Genomic DNA, 17,610 nt, shown 5'->3' with positions numbered 1-17,610 from the left:
ATTCCAGCTATCATTTTTTGATAACTGGAATCTTTTTTAACTTCATAAGGGCTAGTTATGTCCCAGCCCCCCTTTAACTTAATAAGAAAACCCCTTATTCAAATACTACCATTTCTCCGACATCTATAAATCCAAATCGCTTATAGATACTTTTCCCATCATCTGAAGCCTGTAATACAACTGGTTTTTGTTTATCCTTTGTTTGATTTAAAAGAAATTGAAACATTTCGCTGCCAAAACCTTTACCTCTAAATGCTTCTTTTGTCATCACATCATAAATACCGTAACTATCTTTGCTTTCTATTAATAAACCAGTAGTTACAGTCAGTTCACCTATGCATCCAATAAACATTTGAACTTCTACACCTAATTTTTCTTGTGAAAACCTATTAAAATAACTTTCTAATGCATCTTTTTCTGGTGAACCTCCAAATAGGCTCATAAAAACCTCTTTATATTTCATAAGTTCTTCATTACTTTTCACAGGGGTAATTATAAGCTGATGGGAATTACTTTGACTAACATTAAGCGTATTTTCAAGTTTCATCATTACATTACGTTCTGTTTCTTTAAGGTCATATTCTTGCATAAGTTCTTTCCATTCATCGTTTAAAAATTGAGCATCAATCCAAGTACTAAAGGGATATCCTTTAAAAGAAAAATTATCGATTCCATATCTAATCTTAACTGCATTTTTGATAGTTGGAGATTTTGGTAATAATACATTGAATGTATCAGTGGGGACTTTTGTATTCGCTATGACGAAATCTTCTTCACTTGTAAGTTCCCCACTAACTGCATGCGTAAATACTTTTAATTTTTCTTCAAAATTGTTGATTACAAATTGTTGATTTTTAATCATGTTTTTGCACCTTTCAATATATTTGTAGCGCGCTATTTTTTAAGGTCAATTAAATTCTAAATAAACTGTGTTCACAGTATTTATATCCTCCCATAATTTTCAGAAAACATGGAAGCGATTCATTTTCTTTTCTCAGTAATCTGGCCCGATTAATTAAGTGCTTATTCAGGATATAGCCCGATTGCAGGAAACTGTAAACCGATACTTAAACCTACACTTTTTCATTTAAACCTATAACCTTTAAGAAATCTTCCACTTCATCAGTTTTACTACCTGATTTTAAGTGATGCACCATATTCTTATTTTCTATATAAATAAAGAAATGATCTTCTTCCTTAGTATAGAATTCTACTTCTCGCCATTGATTCTCCAGTTCCCATTTCCTTTTACCTTAATTGATCTCACTATTGTCAAGGTCAAGTGCTACAAAATAGCCGTCCCAACCGTCCACTTCATCTAACTCATGAAGTATACGGTCATAATTATAAAATGTCTCCTTATTCCTTCTTATATTTTCTGGACTTCTAATACCCTCATATGTGTCCAGCCAACCTTCGGAAAACTTTAGAAATTCCTTCAACATGCTCTGGCAATCCTCTTTTAACTACAATCATGCTATTTCCTCCGTTTATATTTCCTTATGATTTTTAATTGGGAAATGAAAATCACTTCTCCAACAAACTGGTCCGATAATGAAAATGAGCGCTGACCCTTATTCCGAAAAGCGCCCGATTGTCTTACTATGCAGCTTTATCTCGATATAAAATCAACGTAAATACATTTAGTAAAATGGTGACAACAACAAGTACTGCTGAAAGAAAGGCCACAGCGCCTATTGTATCCATCAAGGCAGCCCAATCTTCAATTTTCACCAAATGAAGATTGAAAAAAATTTGTAAACATATAGCGATTGCACAAGCGCTGAAACTGATGATAGAAAGGGTGACCCATTTCTTATTATTTTGGTTTTTATTTCCCAAAAGACTAACAATAGGAATTATCCAAGCTACTAATCCAAGTATCAAACTGCCGATGTTAAGCCAACCAGCATCGAACATATTTCATCCCACCTCATTTTTTTCGATTCACCTTCTCAAAGCCTAATTAACAATAAATTATTCAATTAAATGGCCCGATAATGAAATCAAGGCGCTTCTTACTTCCATTAAAGCACCCGATTCCGGAAGATTACTTCCTAAGAAGGGAATAAACATATGTATCATATGCTTTTCCACCTTGGTACATATAGTCTCTTAAAACTCCCTCTTTTTGAAAACCTACTTTTTCTAATAATTTATTCGATGCATCATTTTCAATAAATACAACAGCACCTATACGGTTTAAACCCATAAGATCAAAACCATATGAAAGAACTTTAGATACAGCTTCTGAAATGTATCCTTTTGTCCACTGTTCTGGGTGAATTTCGTAACCAATTTCAGCTCGTTTATGTTTTGGAGACCAAGCATTGAAGCCAATTGTTCCAATTATGCCGTTGGTTCCTTTTCGCTCAATACCCCATCGTATGCCTCTTTTTTCACTATAGTTTTTTGAGAAGAAGTCTACGAATTTTTCTGCCTCTTCAATACTTTTCAATGTTTCCTGTCCGTAAAAACGTGTTAGATCGTCGTTAGAAAAACAAGCAAAAATACCTTCTGCATCTTCATTTGTTAATTCTCGTAATACTAGTCTATCTGTCTCTAATGTAGGAAACATATAATCTCACCCTTTTTTTAGTTTCTTAATTTGGAGATTTCCCTTTAATAACAATTATTTCAAAGTGCTATAAATTCCACAATCCCCATATTCCAGAAAATGGCCCTTTAATGAAAATGACCACTGACTCTTATTCCGGAAAAGCACCCTTTTCTGGAACAGTTGCTACTTTCCCTGTTCTTCAAACCACTTCAATGCCCTTTGTTCCATTTCTTTTATGAAAAGTTTTTTAGCTTTGCTGTAGTAAGCTGTATCGTCATATCGTTGAGCCAATTCTTCTTTCAAACATCTGTATTGCTCAACTTCTTTGGGATGGGTTCTTAAATAATCCCGAAAAACTAAATGCCGTTTAATTTGGGGATTATCAAACTGGTAAACATGGATATGATGGGTTCTCTTCTCTCCCCCTTTGCGAAATAATCGTCTACCTTGTATGCCCCATTCTCCAGCAACGTCATATCCAAGTAAGCGCATTTGGTCATTGAACATATCAATTTTTTCAATGTCTTTAACTAGACACATCATATCAATAACAGGCTTTGCATTCATCCCTAAGACGGAAGTACTCCCAAAATGTTCAAACCTGATTATTTCATCACCCAACACTTCGCCCAAAAATTGAGCCTCATCTTCAAACATTTTACTCCAATTTTCATCATACTCCGATAACCTAACTTTCAATTGTATCTCCCCTCGTAAAGCATTTTGTAATTTATCCTTACTCCACATAATGGCCCGTTTCACCACATAGTTTATTAGTATCATCTTCATTAAGTATAATAGTTGAGTAATCGATTATAGTATGATTATCATAAGTAAATGGATGCTCTAAATTGTTCTCATCTTCCAATACTCTTGGTAGATATCTTTTTAAGTTGCTCATTACACCCCTATTATCATAATCTAATATCCAATTAATTGACTTCCATTCTAATATACCCTCGTCAGTGTTTAAGGGAGTATGAATATGAACTTCATCTGGTAAATTAGCAAGAAATACATAGTTTCTTTATCATTATGCAAAACATTTTCTATCCAATCCCTTTGCTGCTCTACTGTCTTATTAAATTCATCTGAAGCAGTTGTTAAGAAAGTTCATTCTAGTACAACCTCTTTTTGTATTTGTAAAACTCTTGAAGCATCTTCAGCTTTTGCTGTTCGGATAACAATATCTTTAGGCAACTCATTCACTCCTTGATCTTCAATTAAATGGCCCTATTGAAGCGCAGCCCTTATTCTACAACTGCGCCCTTTTGCAGAATACCGTTCTGTACATCTATGTATATCAAAGTCATTTATTACAACTAAAGCGTCTCATCCAATTTCTGAATCTTTGACTGGGAAATTAAATACACATTGCCTAAAATGTCGATTTTGTCTCCCTTTATACGGACAGCGCAGTCTTTGTTCGACGCATAAATATTCATTTGTTCCGATAAGGGAGACAGTTCACTTTGAACCAGCGCAATGTTATTTTCAAGATCAAAATGTGACAGGACGGAAAAGTCGTCAAGGCCGATCCCGTCGTAAACAGAGCTTATTTCAACTTTATATCCAAGGCTTTTTGAGCATAACCATTTTGCGGACATGTTGATTGCACCAGCACTTGCTCCCATCACAACGGCTTTACTCTTTTTAATCAAATCCGACATTTCATATTCCATCAAAAAGTCATTTTGATTAAGGGTGTTTCCACCCAACAAGAAAATGGTTGATGCATTTTGAATTAATACTTGGGCCTCTTCCTTTTGTACGCGATAATTAATTAAATAATATTCATCAAATATAATGTCAGCCTGATCAAGCCACGATCGTTCAGTAGCACCATCATCTTCATATAAAAATGGATTTGAGCTAATCATTACAAGCGATTTTCTATCTACTATATCCTCTTGTAAAGCCCTACTCAAGTTCTTTGGAAAAAAATCGTTAAACCAACCTAAATAATAGTGAGTTTTCATTTTCATAAGTACCCCCGTAGCAAAATATAAATAAGATTTCTACTTTCTAAGTTTAATGCCCCTTTTCTTCTTCAAGAATCTGGCCCGATTCAGGCATAGTGTTTGTTGTTCCACAACTGCAGTTTGAACAATATAGTTGTTGCCCAATTCACCGTCTGAAGCCAAATACTAGGACAAAAACTTGTTTTTTTTTCAAACTCTACAAGTACTGCTCCTACACCAGCACCAAATAAAATACAGGTAGATCGATCTTATAATCAGTAACTTTAGATACAGCTTCTACTCCAACGTTAAGAATTTTTTGTAAATTCAAAGTGATTAATCCATTGGCTACATGCAATCCATAAGTAAATCCTGTACAAGCAGCGTTTAAAACTATCAGAGCAAAAATTGGGCACAAACATAAAATCCATTATAAAAACCCTTGCCATAAACATCGATGTGACAAAGGTTCCCAATTATTAACCGATAGAACCTTCCATTTCTATTATCATATAGAGAAAATGATGATTCAAAATGATACATTTGCCTAAACAACAACGTTTTTGCATTATATGAATTTATGTGAAATGTATTTTTTAATAAAATCATTATCATTTTAGTTATCACTTAAACACGCAATACAAAGATAGTAAAAGAAGGACGTTAAAACCCTTCTTTTACTATTTAGGGCTTCATCAATTAAACCACTAAGACCTTTGTCTTTCTTAGTATCTGAGTTATCTGTGTCTTGATTTGAATAGCTGCTTGGATGAGGCAAGAGCATAAAAGAATAAATAATCCGAGTTATAAAATTTATTCTTGTATAGAAAAAAATAAGATTATTAAAACATGCATAAGTAAGAAAGCCTCATTATTGAAGGCTTCTTATCTTAAATCATAATTTACTAATATTAGTTAAATTTCAGTATGTATTAATCATTATCTTTAGAAAAATCAACTTCTACCTCTATCGCTTCTCCTAAAGGTTCACCACTACTGTCTACAGGTGGATCTATTATCAACGTTGCTTTTTCAATTTCTTCCGCAGTAGATTCTTTCAATCGAAACGAAAATTGTCGCAAGTATCTTTCGCTATTATCTTTAGGACTCTTAAGAATAGATGCGTGAACGACACTACTCAACAGTTCATTTGGCTTTTCAATCTTTTCACTATTATCTGTTAGTACGTGGAGATGCTCCTGATTAAACGTGAAATCGTCTATTTCTTTATTTAATTCGAATTTAATATGGAAATTTATCATTTCAAGTGTTTCGTCGGCTTCAACATTATATACCTCAGAGTAATCTTGGTTAAAGCTCCCCCGTACTACCTCTACCTTCTCTAGATTGACAACAACTGGGCCTGTTTCATATGTACCAATATCATTTAAACTTTTATACTTATAAAATTCACCCTCACCTTCAGTACCTAGACCAAATTGATGATCCTCTATAAGAACGGGATCATTCTCTTGCTTGGATTGGTTTGAATTTTCTCCATTAATATTACACCCGCTAATAGCAATTAAAATTAAAAATAATAATAAAACATGTACAAATTTCATGTTTTGCTCCTCTCTACTTAACTTATTAATAGTTCCAAATTTATCATAAACTCAGAGTTCTTTCAAAATCATCTCCCGCAATTATTATTAAAAAACCTATGATTAAGTAATTTAATCATAGGTTTTTTCTTCACAAAATATATTATGCAGGTATAGTAGCAGGATTTCGAAGATATGCTATAACTCTTTGTATTGCCCAACCATTTCTTAGCAGTATTGCTGCAATTAAAATTAAAACAAAAATTAAACCCGGTTGGAGTTTTTCTCTATAGTCATCCCAATCAATATCCTTTAACTCTATTTTTTCATTCACATATACATTAGTGCTACTCTTACGTAGTACTTCCATTCGGAGCCACGTTACATCTACAAAGAACAACTTTCCTATATCGAATTGAAAATCTGGCCCAGATATACGTGTTTCTACATTATTATTTATATTCTCAGATAATATTTTACTAAGTTCTGACCTAGCTTCAGCGACACTGCTAAAGAAAGGTAACAAACTAGATTGAAATAGTGCATTTATTGCCTGATTAAAATTATCCTGTAAAAACTCTCCCTTTACTACTTTACTGGAATCTAATTTCCAATTTACTTTATCAGGGTTACCAAAAATAATAGCTCCTGTTAATTGTCCACTAAGAGGGCCCATCTTAACATCATATGCAGTATCAAAACTGATTGTAGTTCCTTTTTCTTTATCACTTGATGAATACCATTCACTAACATTGGCAAATGGTGAAGTCACTTCAAAAGATTTGATGTCAGGAGGGGTGGAATCCATAATTTGATCTTGAAACCGTCCAAATTGATATAAAAGATTTTTTGGACAGTTTTTCCCACTCCAATGATTATGTGGAACCACATTTTCTATAGGGATAACAAATTCATTCATAAGAGATCTAATTAATGCAGCTGCATTCTTCCTAGTCTGATTAAAATTCCCCGAACTATTTACACATAGCTCTATACCAATACTGTTTCGATTACCATCGCCAGCCCCATCACCAGCATGAAAACCCGTTTCGTTTGTTGGGAGATGTTGATAAATAACTCCACTATCATCAACAGTAAAATGCCACGATGTTAGAGTGCTAGGATTTCGAACATAATTCGCATGCATAAAAGCTGTAGCACCTGGAGCTGTATTCGCTGTTTCATGAACAGTAATATACCTAGGGCTCATCCCATAACCAGGGCGGTTATAATTCCACTTTGGAATAAACAACTGTGAAATAGTGATGTCTTTAAAGTGACCACCTGAAAAGTCTATTTCTCCTCCACCTTCTCCTGAGCCACCGTTTCCTGAACTTCCACCATTTAGCCCTAAAGAAGCTAGTGTTTGCGGGCCTGCTATTCCGTCTACTGCTAACCCGTTCATAATCTGGTATCTGCGTACCGCATCTTTTGTTTTAGGACCGTAAATTCCATCTACTCCATTGTCAGGAGCATTGATATCTGGATAAAAGTTATTATCAACTAATGCTTGCTGTAATAGTCTTACTGCATCTCCCGAGTCTCCTGGACGTAAGGTCCCTCTATAAGAACCAGAATTACCTGAGCTTGCAGACCCTCCTCCACTGATTCCCAGAGCACCTAATGTTTGAGGACCTGCTATTCCGTCTACCGATAATCCTTTCATAATTTGGAATCTACGTACTGCATTCTCTGTATCTGGTCCATAAATTCCATCAACACCATAGTTAGCTGCATTAATATCTGGATAGAAATTGTTGTCAACTAATGCTTGTTGTAATAGTCGTACATTTTCCCCTCTATCTCCTACACGGATTGTAATAGAACCAGAACCGCCTGAACCTCCACCACTCAGTCCAAGAGAAGCTAGTGTTTGCAGACCTGCTATTCCATCTACTGTTAAACCATTCATGATCTGGTACCTACGTACCGCATCTTCTGTGTTTGGTCCGTAAACTCCATCTACCCCATTATTAGATGCTTCTATATTAGGGTAGAAATTATTGTCTACCAAAGCTTGTTGCAGACGTCTAACATCGGCTCCTGAATGACCAGGACGTAATGTAATTTCAACCCCTCCACCTGAACTACCATCTAATAGACCGAGTGAATGTAGCGTCTGTGCACCAGCAATCCCATCAACTGATAAACCATTCATAACTTGATACCTTCGTACCGCATCTTCTGTGTTTGGTCCATAAATACCATCTACTCCATTGTTCGAAGCATTAATATCTGGGTAGAAGTTATTATCTACTAATGCTTCCTGCAACAAACGTACATATTCTCCTGAATCTCCAGGTCTTAAACTGTTCCACTAGGAATACTCATAATTATTCTCTCCATCCTTTCAATCCAATTGTTTTTAGGGTGAAAGTCAACAATTTTGCACCCTTCAAAGTTGTTGACTTTGTATACTCTATAAAGGGAAATAAATTTTAAAAATACAACCTATGCCATTAAAAATTTTATATTAATTATCTACATTATTTAAAAACTCCCAAAATCCAGGAACTTTTTTTGTATTAAATGAATTTATAACATTAATTGAAATAATTAGTAGTTCTTGTTCTAAATTTTCCCTTTCCTGATAAGAAGTTTGTTTTAGTAAATTCCTAATTTTAGGTTTGAATCTATCTATAAGAGCAATCATACTTTTTAAATCCCCATGTTGTGAACGTTCAATCAATTTTTTCCAATCTGTCATATATCTTCTATTTCCCCTTTTCTTTAAACATCTCTTTTCTTAAACGAGCAATTGCAGATTTATGAATTTTTGATACACCCTGTTGAGTAATTTTCAATTCGGAGGCAGTTTCATTTGTACTATTTTTGTAGCCGTATATATGTTGCAAGACTTCTTTTTGTCGATTGGTTAATTTCTCGATTCCTTTTCTTAATGATGGATTTTCAATTCTTTCAACTAGTGGTAAGTCATAAGATTCTATAACTTGTTCCTCAACGTTCTTTTCATTTGATCGGTGTTTAGGAATGATGTTGTCTTCACTGGTTGTCCCATCCAAGATAGGCATAAATCGAGATTTAGAAGATCTGATTTTCTTATCAAAGTTGATAGCTTCCCAATACAATGTTTTAGAAAAATAATTTATCATTTTAACTTTCGTATAAAATTCTTGAAAGGCTCTATCTAATGAATCTTTGTTCTCTTGTGTAGGATTACTAATATATTGATTTAAAATAGAAAGGTGATCATTATTATCTAAAAATGATTGAATTAATGGATTTTGTAGTGAATTAGAATAAATTGCTTTAAATTCATCTAAATTAAATAGTTTATTAGTAGAAAATTCCTGCATAAACTTCCCCCTCTAATCCCTCCTATACTCACATATGTATAGGATAATTCAACAAGAACACTTGTTCCTGTATTATACACGAACTTTTGTTCTATTAAAAGCAAAATAATGGAAAATTATAATCTCTCCTATCAAGAATAGATTATATAGACCATTAAATTTGATTAAATCTGGTATTAATGATTATAAGATCAGAAAAGAAACAGATATATCCTAAAAGTACTACTTCCAGAATTAGGAGGGGGCAGATTGATATTGGAAGCATTACACTTGATAATACTTTAAAGTTGTATGAATTTTATCAAAACCATAAAAATGAAATAAAGCTCCATCCAACTAAGAACAGTGATTTCCTTTTAACTGAACCCACAAAAATAGTTATAAAACCTTAATCATTGCATATAATAAGAACGAATGTTCTTTAATTAAGAGGATGGAGTAAAGATGATAGACATAACCGCTGAATGTAAACAAGAAATAGATATTATTAAACTAAAATTACCCAATGAAACTAAAGTAAAACTCTACATAATGGACTATACATAATTCATCTATTGCTACAGCGAAAATTACAAAACTTTAACCATCTTGTCTAGAAGTGGAAAAGTTGAGACAAGTGGCTGGATTCAAGGCGTGACTAAAATAATGAACATGAAATTAATCGATGTTCTCGTGAAATCTTATTCTAATGGAACAATATTAGTTACTGAGAAACCCAATAATTACCCTAAAGTTGCTAATTGCACTTATGATTTATTTTTATTACAAGGAATGATCACATGAACACAGAATTAAAACAGCTAATACAGGATTTTATTGTAATACCAGTGGCCATAAAAGTTTATGAACAAGACAAGAAACTTGTTGAGGATTTTTATATGGCAAATATCTACATCAGTATGATTGATGCGAATATAGAACAATTAAATAAAGAAACCATAGAGACTAAAAAGAAGATGTACACGCAGTATCATGTCGATGTGAAAAGAGTGGGAATGACTTCTTAAAAGTGGCTCAGTCGTGGCAAATCTGGAATTATTGAATATACACCAGATGAACTAAGGGAAATGACTAAAAATATTATGGAGGAGATGTAACTTACGTAGGCTATAATTATAAATACGGTGATACCAATTAATAGAATACTATAATTGATAACGGGGCATTTGATGCCCCGTATATGTTTATGCTATAATTAAGAAAATTTATTAAATAGGTGTTAGCTATGATAGTTTTACAAATCGTTGCTTTTTATGGAGTTATATTGTTACCTATAACCTCAACAATATTTTGTATTAATATTTTCTCAACCATAGAAAAAATTAAAAATCAAGAATCAGTAAAAGTAAATTTGTATTGGATAACAATTTCATTCGTTTTAATCATTTGGACATTTGGATCGTTACTAGCAATTCTTACATTATCACAACCTAGTGAATTTTGATTATTAGTATAGAGTATATTCATAACTTAAATTAAATAATACATATACCGCTTATAACGTACAAAGGAATCAGTTAATTAGCTGATTCCTTTTCTATAGATATATCTATTTATTCGATATGTTTACAGAAGCGAGCTATTCAATCCTCACATATTTTTTGCTAGCTGTTACGTAATAAATGTGTCCTTTAATATTTTAACCTTGTATTGATATCCTTTCCAACCTTAACCTTATCTACAATAGTAGGGAATCCATAACCTTTTTAAGGTAACCAGCTAGGCTTTTTGTAAAATTGTAACTGTCCATTATGTTTGGACTCCACTCGTTTACCAATATAACTTGCTTTTGGTTTAGATGGTTTACCCTTACACATTTTTTTAAGCAATGTAGTGTTTTGTTTAGCTATACCTTTATAACCTTTAATACCATAATCTGCAGCATATTTTTTTCTTGCGCTAAAGCTAGAGTTTTTGTCAATACTACTAAGGTAATCAACAATAGATCCATTAGTTACTGTTTCAGAGCCCACTTGTTGGTTAGGTGCTTCAACTGTTCCACCCGAAACTCCTTTTTTAAGTTCTGACAGTCTGAAGTTTTTACCTGACATGCTGTATTACCTAAGTCACCATGTCCAACGATTTCATTAGCTTGTCCATGAGGTGGCTGATCGATTAGCCATGCGTTTAATGCATTTCCTGCTTTCAATTGGGCATCTGTCATTTGTTGTTTGTCAAAATATCCTTGGTAGCCGATTCCAATTGTAGTGTCATTATAACCTAAGCAATGCGCACCTTGGTTAAATCCTCTACCTACATAGATTGTACCGTCAAATTCAATACTAAAGTTATACCCAATTCCAGACCAACCATTGCCATTTTTATGGTAATTATGGACGTCCATTATATCCCACGTAGTGTGTGCCATATGATGCTGTACAAGCTTGGTGATAGCATTTTTATTAAGTGATTTTAAAGACCCTCTGAATTGAAGAAGCGAACATTAATAAAACTTACGACTATGACACAAAAAATTTTGGACCTCCCAAGACAGAAGCTAGTGAAGATGTCGTTCCATTAGCAGATTTTCTAGTAGAAATGTTAGAAGAAATTAAAGTGGAACAACAACAGAAAATGTATGGTTTTAACGAAGGTTATCAAGTATTTGGAGGAATGACCCCCGTCGCCTACAAAACATTCCATTTAGCATTTAAAGGAGCGGTCCCTGAATACAGTCCACATGATCTACGTCATAGTTATGCTTCTTTTTTAGCCAATAGAAAAGTAGATGTTTTTGTATTAAAGTCACTTATGCACCCTGATAATGTCCAAGAAACTATAAACACTTATGATCATTTATATAAAGAAAAAAAGCACGAGGCAATAAGCTTTTTAAACGAATAACGTTATCAAGGTCGTTATCATTTGCTTATCCCTCGTACTAAAAGCCTTATATAGCAAAGGATTTAACTATCCTATACTACCTTCCATTTCAAACTTGATAAGACGGTTCATTTCGACTGCATATTCCATTGGAAGTTCTTTTGTAAATGGCTCAATGAAGCCCATTACAATCATTTCTGTAGCTTCTTCTTCAGATAAGCCACGGCTCATCAAGTAAAAAAGCTGCTCTTCGGATACTTTGGACACTTTTGCTTCGTGCTCCAATGAAATATTGTCATTATTAATTTCATTGTATGGAATTGTATCAGAAGTCGATTCGTTATCCATAATTAGCGTATCACATTCAATGTTAGAGCGGGCACCTGTTGCTTTTCTTCCAAAGTGAACAAGGCCACGGTAAGATACCTTACCACCATGCTTCGAAATAGATTTTGAAACAATGGACGATGACGTATTTGGTGCTAAGTGATGCATTTTTGCACCAGCATCCTGTAGCTGACCTTTACCAGCAAGTGCGATAGATAACGTCATTCCACGTGCACCTTCTCCTTTTAGTAGAACTGCTGGATATTTCATTGTTAACTTCGAGCCAATATTACCATCAATCCATTCCATCGTTGCGTTCGCATCACAAGTCGCACGCTTGGTAACTAGATTATATACATTGTTTGCCCAGTTTTGGATAGTTGTATAGCGGCAATACCCATCTTTCTTAACGAAAATTTCAACTACCGCACTATGCAAGGAATTCGTTGTATACACTGGTGCAGTACATCCTTCAACATAATGCACAGATGCACCTTCATCGACAATGATCAATGTTCTTTCGAATTGTCCCATATTTTCCGAGTTAATACGGAAATACGCTTGTAGAGGTGTTGAAGTCTGAACACCTTTTGGTACATAAATGAAAGATCCACCTGACCAAACTGCTGAATTTAACGCTGCAAATTTATTATCCGTAGCAGGAATAACTTTCCCGAAATATTCTTTAAAGAGTTCTTCATTTTCTTTAAGAGCAGTATCTGTATCTTTAAACACAATTCCTAGCTCTTCTAGATCTTCTTTTAAACTGTGATATACAACCTCAGATTCATACTGTGCAGATACACCTGCCAAGTATTTTTGTTCCGCCTCAGGAATTCCTAATTTATCAAATGTCTGTTTGATTTCGTCTGGTACTTCATCCCAAGTTCTTCCTTGTCTTTCTGATGGCTTTACATAGTACACAATTTCATCGAAATTTAGTTCAGATAGATCGCCACCCCATTGCGGCATTGGGCGCTCGTAGAAATGCTCAAGTGCTTTTAAACGATAGTCAAGCATCCATTGCGGCTCTTCTTTCATTTTTGAAATTTCTTCAACTACTTCGCGAGTAAGACCTTTGCCTGAACGAAAAACCGAGACATCACGATCATGAAATCCATATTTATACTCTTCGATTTCCGGCATGTTTTTTGCCATTGATAAACCCTCCTTCAGGTATAAGTATAAAGCTAATAGAGAAATAGCAATTACCTTATTATTACTCTTTTACACCCTTTTCCATTGCTTTCCAGGAAAGAGTTGCACATTTAATACGTGCAGGAAATTTCGATACACCTTGAAGTGCCTGAATATCTCCTAAATCTAACTTATCCGTATCAACATCTTCTCCCAGCATCATTTTTGAAAAGAGACTGGACATTTCCAATGCGTCATCTACTTTTTTACCTTTAATAGCTTGTGTCATCATGGAAGCCGAAGCCATGCTTATAGAACATCCTTCTCCATCAAACTTCGCATCTTCTACGACACCATCTTTTACCTGCATTTGAAGTTGAATACGATCCCCACAAGTAGGATTGTTCATATCGACAGTTAATATGTCTCCTTCCAAACTTCCTTTGTTACGTGGGTTCTTATAGTGATCCATTATAACTTGTCTGTAAAGTGTATCAAGGTTATTAGAAGACATTACCAAAATACTCCTTTGTTATTTGAAGTCCATCGATTAACCGATCAATGTCCTTCTCTGTGTTGTACATATAAAAACTTGCTCTCGCAGTTGCTGTCACATCAAGCCAACGCATTAATGGTTGCGCACAATGATGACCTGCGCGCACAGCAATTCCTTCTGCATCTAGAACCGTTGCAGTATCATGAGGGTGAACATCCTCTAGATTAAACGTAACCAATGCAGCCCGTTTTTCTGGACCATAGATCTTTATTCCATCTATTGTTTTCATTTGCTGCATGGCATAATCAGCTAATTTTTGTTCATGCGCAGTAATTTCCTCCATACCGACTTGGTTAAGAAAGTCAATTGCTGCTCCTAAACCGATAGCACCAGCGATAATTGGTGTTCCCCCTTCAAATTTCCAAGGAAGCTCCTTCCAGGTGGAATCATAAAGGTTTACAAAGTCAATCATTTCCCCACCAAATTCAACTGGCTCCATATTTTCAAGTAGTTCTTTTTTTCCGTACATAACACCTATCCCTGTTGGTGCTCCCATTTTATGACCAGAAAATGTATAAAAATCGCAGTCCAAATCTTGAACATCAACCTTCATATGCGGGGCACCCTGTGCACCATCGATCAGTATGACGGCACCATGATCATGCGCAATTCTTGCAATTTCCTTAATTGGATTCACAGTACCAAGTACATTAGAGATATGAGTTATAGCGACAAGTTTGGTTTGATTTGTTACTGTTTGCCGAACAGCATCCAAGCTAATCGTGCCATCCTCCTGTAACGGAATATATTTTAATGTAGCACCTGTAGATTTAGCAGCCTGTTGCCAAGGAATGATATTACTATGATGCTCCATTGGCGTAATAACAATCTCATCCCCTGGCTTTAGATTTGCTCTTGCATAACTGTATGCAACAGTGTTAATTGAAGTAGTAGTTCCACGTGTGAAAATCACTTCAGCTGTACTACTCGCATGAATAAAACGTCGAACTTTTTCGCGTGCCCCTTCATAAGCCTCCGTTGCTTTTGTTCCCAGTGTATGCACACCACGATGTACATTGGAATTATAGTTTCGATAATAGGTATCTACAGCTTCAATAACAGCTTTTGGTTTCTGTGAAGTTGCAGAAGAATCTAAATAAACAAAAGGATGACCATTCACTTCCTGATTGAGTATCGGAAACTGTTCTCGAATGGCCTTTACATCCATTAGTAAACCTTCCTTTCAATTACCTGCGTTAATTGATTTTTTACAGCTTCAATTGGTAATTGATTTACAACTGGAGCCAAGAAGCCATGTATAATTAAACGTTCAGCTTCCTCTTGCGTAATTCCACGACTCATAAGATAATATAGCTGAATTGGGTCAACTCGACCAACAGAAGCAGCGTGACCAGCTGTAACGTCATCTTCATCTATTAAGAGAATTGGATTCGCATCTCCGCGAGCTTTTTCACTTAGCATAAGTACACGAGATTCTTGCTCCGCGTTTGCTTTAGAAGCACCATGCTCAATTTTACCAATTCCATTGAAAATAGAAGTAGATTTATCTTTCATAACGCCATGCTGTAAAATGTAGCCCTCGGAATTCTTACCAAAGTGAACAATTTTCGCAGTGAAGTTTTGTGTTTGATCACCACGGCCGACGGATACCGTTTTGGCATTAGAAAGTGAATTTTCACCAACTAAGTGTGTGATATTCTCAGAAACGGTATTCCCGTCATTCATCTGTCCTAATGCCCAATCAACTGTTGCATCACGATAAGCAACACCGCGACGATTATTATATGCCGTTGTTCCATGAGCAAAGTTATCCACAGCACCAAAGGAAATTTTCGCATTATCTTGTGCAATAACCTCTGTTACTACATTAGCAACTGTAGCTTCCTTCTCATTATGTGAGAAATAATTCTCTACATAAGTTAACGAACTACCCTCATCAGCTACGACAAGTACATGATTAAATAACGCTACTTCAGGATCTTCCTGCCAAAAAATAGTTTGTAGAGGAACTTCTACTTCAACGTTTTTCGGAACGTATACAAAGACCCCACCATTCATTAAAGCAGCATGTAATGCAGTTAAGCGATGTTCATCAATTGATACTGCATCCTTCATATAATAGCGTTTCACTAGATCATCATGCTTCTGCAGCGCTGTAAAGATATCTGTAAAAATTACTCCTTTATCTTTCAATTCTTTGCTTAGTGTATTATAAGCAACCGAATGGTTTCGTTGAATTAAGAGGTTTTCTGGAGCATTTTCCTGATCCAAGAATTCCTGAAGTTCATTTGGAAGTTCTTTTAGCGACTGAATAGCAGCACCAGTAGCCGTGTGTTTAAACTGGCTAAAATTCCATTTTCCAATTTTAGTTTTATCAGGCTTTGGTAATTCTAGAGCGTCCGCTTGTTCTAGTGCTTGAAGGCGCAATTCCAGCATCCATTCCGGTTCATTTCTTTCCTTGGAAAACTGATCAATATATTCTTTATCGTATGGCAGCTTTGTTTCAACAGTCATAGTAGTACCCCTCCTTACTTACGCTTTTTGCTCAACAGTTTCGTCTTCGATACCAAGCTCTTCTTTAATCCACTCATAACCTTCAGCCTCAAGGCGTTTTGCTAACTCTGGTCCACCAGACTTAACCACTCGACCTTGCATCATTACATGTACTTTGTCAGGTGTAATATAGTTCAATAGACGCTGATAGTGCGTAATAATTAAGCAACCGAAGTTCTCATCACGTAGCCTGTTAATACCTTTTGATACAATCTTAAGCGCATCAATGTCCAATCCAGAATCAATTTCGTCTAGAATTGCGATTTCTGGTTTTAATAGTAATAATTGAAGGATTTCATTACGCTTCTTCTCTCCACCGGAGAATCCTTCGTTTAAGTATCGTTGTGCCATGTTTTTATCAATGTCAAGATAGTCAAGCGCACTATCCATTTCTTTAATGAAATTCATTAATGAGATTTCATTACCTTCACCACGGCGAGCATTTATAGATGAGCGAAGGAAATCAGAAGTAGTTACTCCACTGATCTCACTTGGATATTGCATAGCGAGGAATAGCCCAGCACGAGCACGTTCATCAACTTCCATTTCTAATACATCTTCACCATCTAATAGAACAGACCCTTCTGTAATCTCATACTTCGGATGTCCCATAATTGCAGAAGCTAATGTAGACTTCCCTGTACCATTTGGTCCCATTACTGCGTGGAATTCTCCACCTTTTATTGTAAGGTCTACACCTTTTAATATTTCTTTATCCTCAATTGAGACATGTAGATTCTTGATTTCTAATGTTGATCCTGCCATATCGATACCTCCAAATACAATTAGTTTTATTGTTACTTTGAAATGAATGCAAGATTCATTCTCACTTTATTCTCATTACAATCTTAAAGCATTTAGAATTTATTAT

The 17,610-nt window shown here is 35.1% G+C and carries 17 protein-coding genes and 4 pseudogenes; 2 read left to right on the top strand and 19 right to left on the bottom strand.

Features of this window, described 5'->3' with window-relative positions:
- Positions 1–94: 94 nt before the first annotated feature.
- The 13 genes and pseudogenes from ABDZ84_RS15550 to ABDZ84_RS15490 all read right to left on the bottom strand — a co-directional run bounded on the left by ABDZ84_RS15550 (position 95) and on the right by ABDZ84_RS15490 (position 9,382).
- Positions 95–862, bottom strand: coding sequence for a GNAT family N-acetyltransferase (locus ABDZ84_RS15550; protein ID WP_026681584.1), 768 nt, complete (start codon positions 860–862; stop codon positions 95–97).
- 391 nt (positions 863–1,253) lie between these two features.
- Positions 1,254–1,445 carry a hypothetical protein gene (locus ABDZ84_RS15545; protein ID WP_026681585.1) on the bottom strand — a complete coding sequence of 64 codons (192 nt, stop codon included), beginning with the start codon at positions 1,443–1,445 and terminating at the stop codon, positions 1,254–1,256.
- A gap of 157 nt (positions 1,446–1,602) precedes the next feature.
- Positions 1,603–1,920: a hypothetical protein gene (locus ABDZ84_RS15540; protein WP_166529769.1), complete on the bottom strand. Its 318-nt coding sequence runs from the start codon at positions 1,918–1,920 to the stop codon at positions 1,603–1,605.
- Between the two features lie 130 nt (positions 1,921–2,050).
- Positions 2,051–2,578: a GNAT family N-acetyltransferase gene (locus ABDZ84_RS15535; RefSeq protein ID WP_343782147.1), complete on the bottom strand. Its 528-nt coding sequence runs from the start codon at positions 2,576–2,578 to the stop codon at positions 2,051–2,053.
- 165 nt (positions 2,579–2,743) lie between these two features.
- Positions 2,744–3,259, bottom strand: a complete 516-nt coding sequence (locus ABDZ84_RS15530; RefSeq protein ID WP_166529767.1) for a GrpB family protein — start codon at positions 3,257–3,259, stop codon at positions 2,744–2,746.
- 37 nt (positions 3,260–3,296) lie between these two features.
- Positions 3,297–3,581 (bottom strand): annotated as a pseudogene (locus tag ABDZ84_RS15525) (NUDIX hydrolase); the annotation flags it as partial.
- A gap of 301 nt (positions 3,582–3,882) precedes the next feature.
- Positions 3,883–4,539 carry a Type 1 glutamine amidotransferase-like domain-containing protein gene (locus ABDZ84_RS15520; RefSeq protein WP_166529788.1) on the bottom strand — a complete coding sequence of 219 codons (657 nt, stop codon included), beginning with the start codon at positions 4,537–4,539 and terminating at the stop codon, positions 3,883–3,885.
- A gap of 188 nt (positions 4,540–4,727) precedes the next feature.
- A pseudogene (locus tag ABDZ84_RS15515) lies at positions 4,728–4,918 on the bottom strand (ketoacyl-ACP synthase III); the annotation flags it as partial.
- 535 nt (positions 4,919–5,453) lie between these two features.
- Positions 5,454–6,086 (bottom strand): hypothetical protein, encoded by a 633-nt coding sequence (locus ABDZ84_RS15510; RefSeq protein ID WP_343782145.1) that lies wholly within the window; start codon positions 6,084–6,086, stop codon positions 5,454–5,456.
- Between the two features lie 796 nt (positions 6,087–6,882).
- Positions 6,883–7,275, bottom strand: a pseudogene (locus tag ABDZ84_RS15505) (peptidoglycan recognition protein family protein); the annotation flags it as partial.
- A gap of 153 nt (positions 7,276–7,428) precedes the next feature.
- Positions 7,429–8,346: pseudogene (locus ABDZ84_RS15500) on the bottom strand (peptidoglycan-binding domain-containing protein); the annotation flags it as partial.
- A gap of 192 nt (positions 8,347–8,538) precedes the next feature.
- Entirely contained in the window at positions 8,539–8,772 is a 234-nt protein-coding gene (locus ABDZ84_RS15495; protein WP_121605602.1) for a helix-turn-helix domain-containing protein, read from the bottom strand.
- A 7-nt stretch (positions 8,773–8,779) separates the two neighbouring features.
- The gene (locus ABDZ84_RS15490) at positions 8,780–9,382 is read right to left on the bottom strand and encodes a sigma-70 family RNA polymerase sigma factor (protein ID WP_121605603.1); all 603 of its coding nucleotides are present in this window, start codon (positions 9,380–9,382) and stop codon (positions 8,780–8,782) included.
- 779 nt (positions 9,383–10,161) lie between these two features.
- Here ABDZ84_RS15490 and ABDZ84_RS15485 point away from each other — a divergent pair.
- Complete coding sequence (locus ABDZ84_RS15485; protein ID WP_121605604.1) at positions 10,162–10,389, top strand: YhjD family protein; 228 nt, start codon at positions 10,162–10,164, stop codon at positions 10,387–10,389.
- A 947-nt stretch (positions 10,390–11,336) separates the two neighbouring features.
- Here ABDZ84_RS15485 and ABDZ84_RS15480 read toward each other — a convergent pair.
- Complete coding sequence (locus tag ABDZ84_RS15480; RefSeq protein ID WP_343782153.1) at positions 11,337–11,774, bottom strand: N-acetylmuramoyl-L-alanine amidase; 438 nt, start codon at positions 11,772–11,774, stop codon at positions 11,337–11,339.
- Between the two features lie 35 nt (positions 11,775–11,809).
- Between ABDZ84_RS15480 and ABDZ84_RS15475 the strand changes: the two genes are divergently transcribed.
- The gene (locus ABDZ84_RS15475; RefSeq protein ID WP_343782151.1) at positions 11,810–12,226 is read left to right on the top strand and encodes a tyrosine-type recombinase/integrase; all 417 of its coding nucleotides are present in this window, start codon (positions 11,810–11,812) and stop codon (positions 12,224–12,226) included.
- A 66-nt stretch (positions 12,227–12,292) separates the two neighbouring features.
- On the opposite strand, the gene sufB is transcribed toward ABDZ84_RS15475, so the two are convergent.
- From sufB to sufC, 5 genes are all read right to left on the bottom strand, one after another.
- Positions 12,293–13,690 carry a Fe-S cluster assembly protein SufB gene (gene sufB, locus ABDZ84_RS15470; protein ID WP_026681590.1) on the bottom strand — a complete coding sequence of 466 codons (1,398 nt, stop codon included), beginning with the start codon at positions 13,688–13,690 and terminating at the stop codon, positions 12,293–12,295.
- Positions 13,691–13,751: 61 nt separating this feature from the next.
- Positions 13,752–14,183 carry a Fe-S cluster assembly sulfur transfer protein SufU gene (gene sufU / locus ABDZ84_RS15465; protein ID WP_026681591.1) on the bottom strand — a complete coding sequence of 144 codons (432 nt, stop codon included), beginning with the start codon at positions 14,181–14,183 and terminating at the stop codon, positions 13,752–13,754.
- Complete coding sequence (locus ABDZ84_RS15460) at positions 14,173–15,393, bottom strand: cysteine desulfurase (RefSeq protein WP_026681592.1); 1,221 nt, start codon at positions 15,391–15,393, stop codon at positions 14,173–14,175. Before ABDZ84_RS15460 ends, sufU begins: the two co-directional genes overlap by 11 nt.
- Positions 15,393–16,700, bottom strand: coding sequence for a Fe-S cluster assembly protein SufD (sufD, locus tag ABDZ84_RS15455; protein WP_026681593.1), 1,308 nt, complete (start codon positions 16,698–16,700; stop codon positions 15,393–15,395). The genes ABDZ84_RS15460 and sufD overlap by 1 nt, the downstream gene beginning before the upstream one ends.
- A gap of 18 nt (positions 16,701–16,718) precedes the next feature.
- Entirely contained in the window at positions 16,719–17,504 is a 786-nt protein-coding gene (gene sufC / locus ABDZ84_RS15450; protein WP_026681594.1) for a Fe-S cluster assembly ATPase SufC, read from the bottom strand.
- Positions 17,505–17,610 lie beyond the last annotated feature (106 nt).

It is taken from the genome of Virgibacillus salarius (assembly GCF_039521925.1).
Lineage (GTDB): Bacteria > Bacillota > Bacilli > Bacillales > Amphibacillaceae > Virgibacillus > Virgibacillus salarius.
The sequence above is the reverse complement of the archived record's forward strand: the minus strand, read 5'-3'. Positions and strand labels throughout refer to the sequence as shown.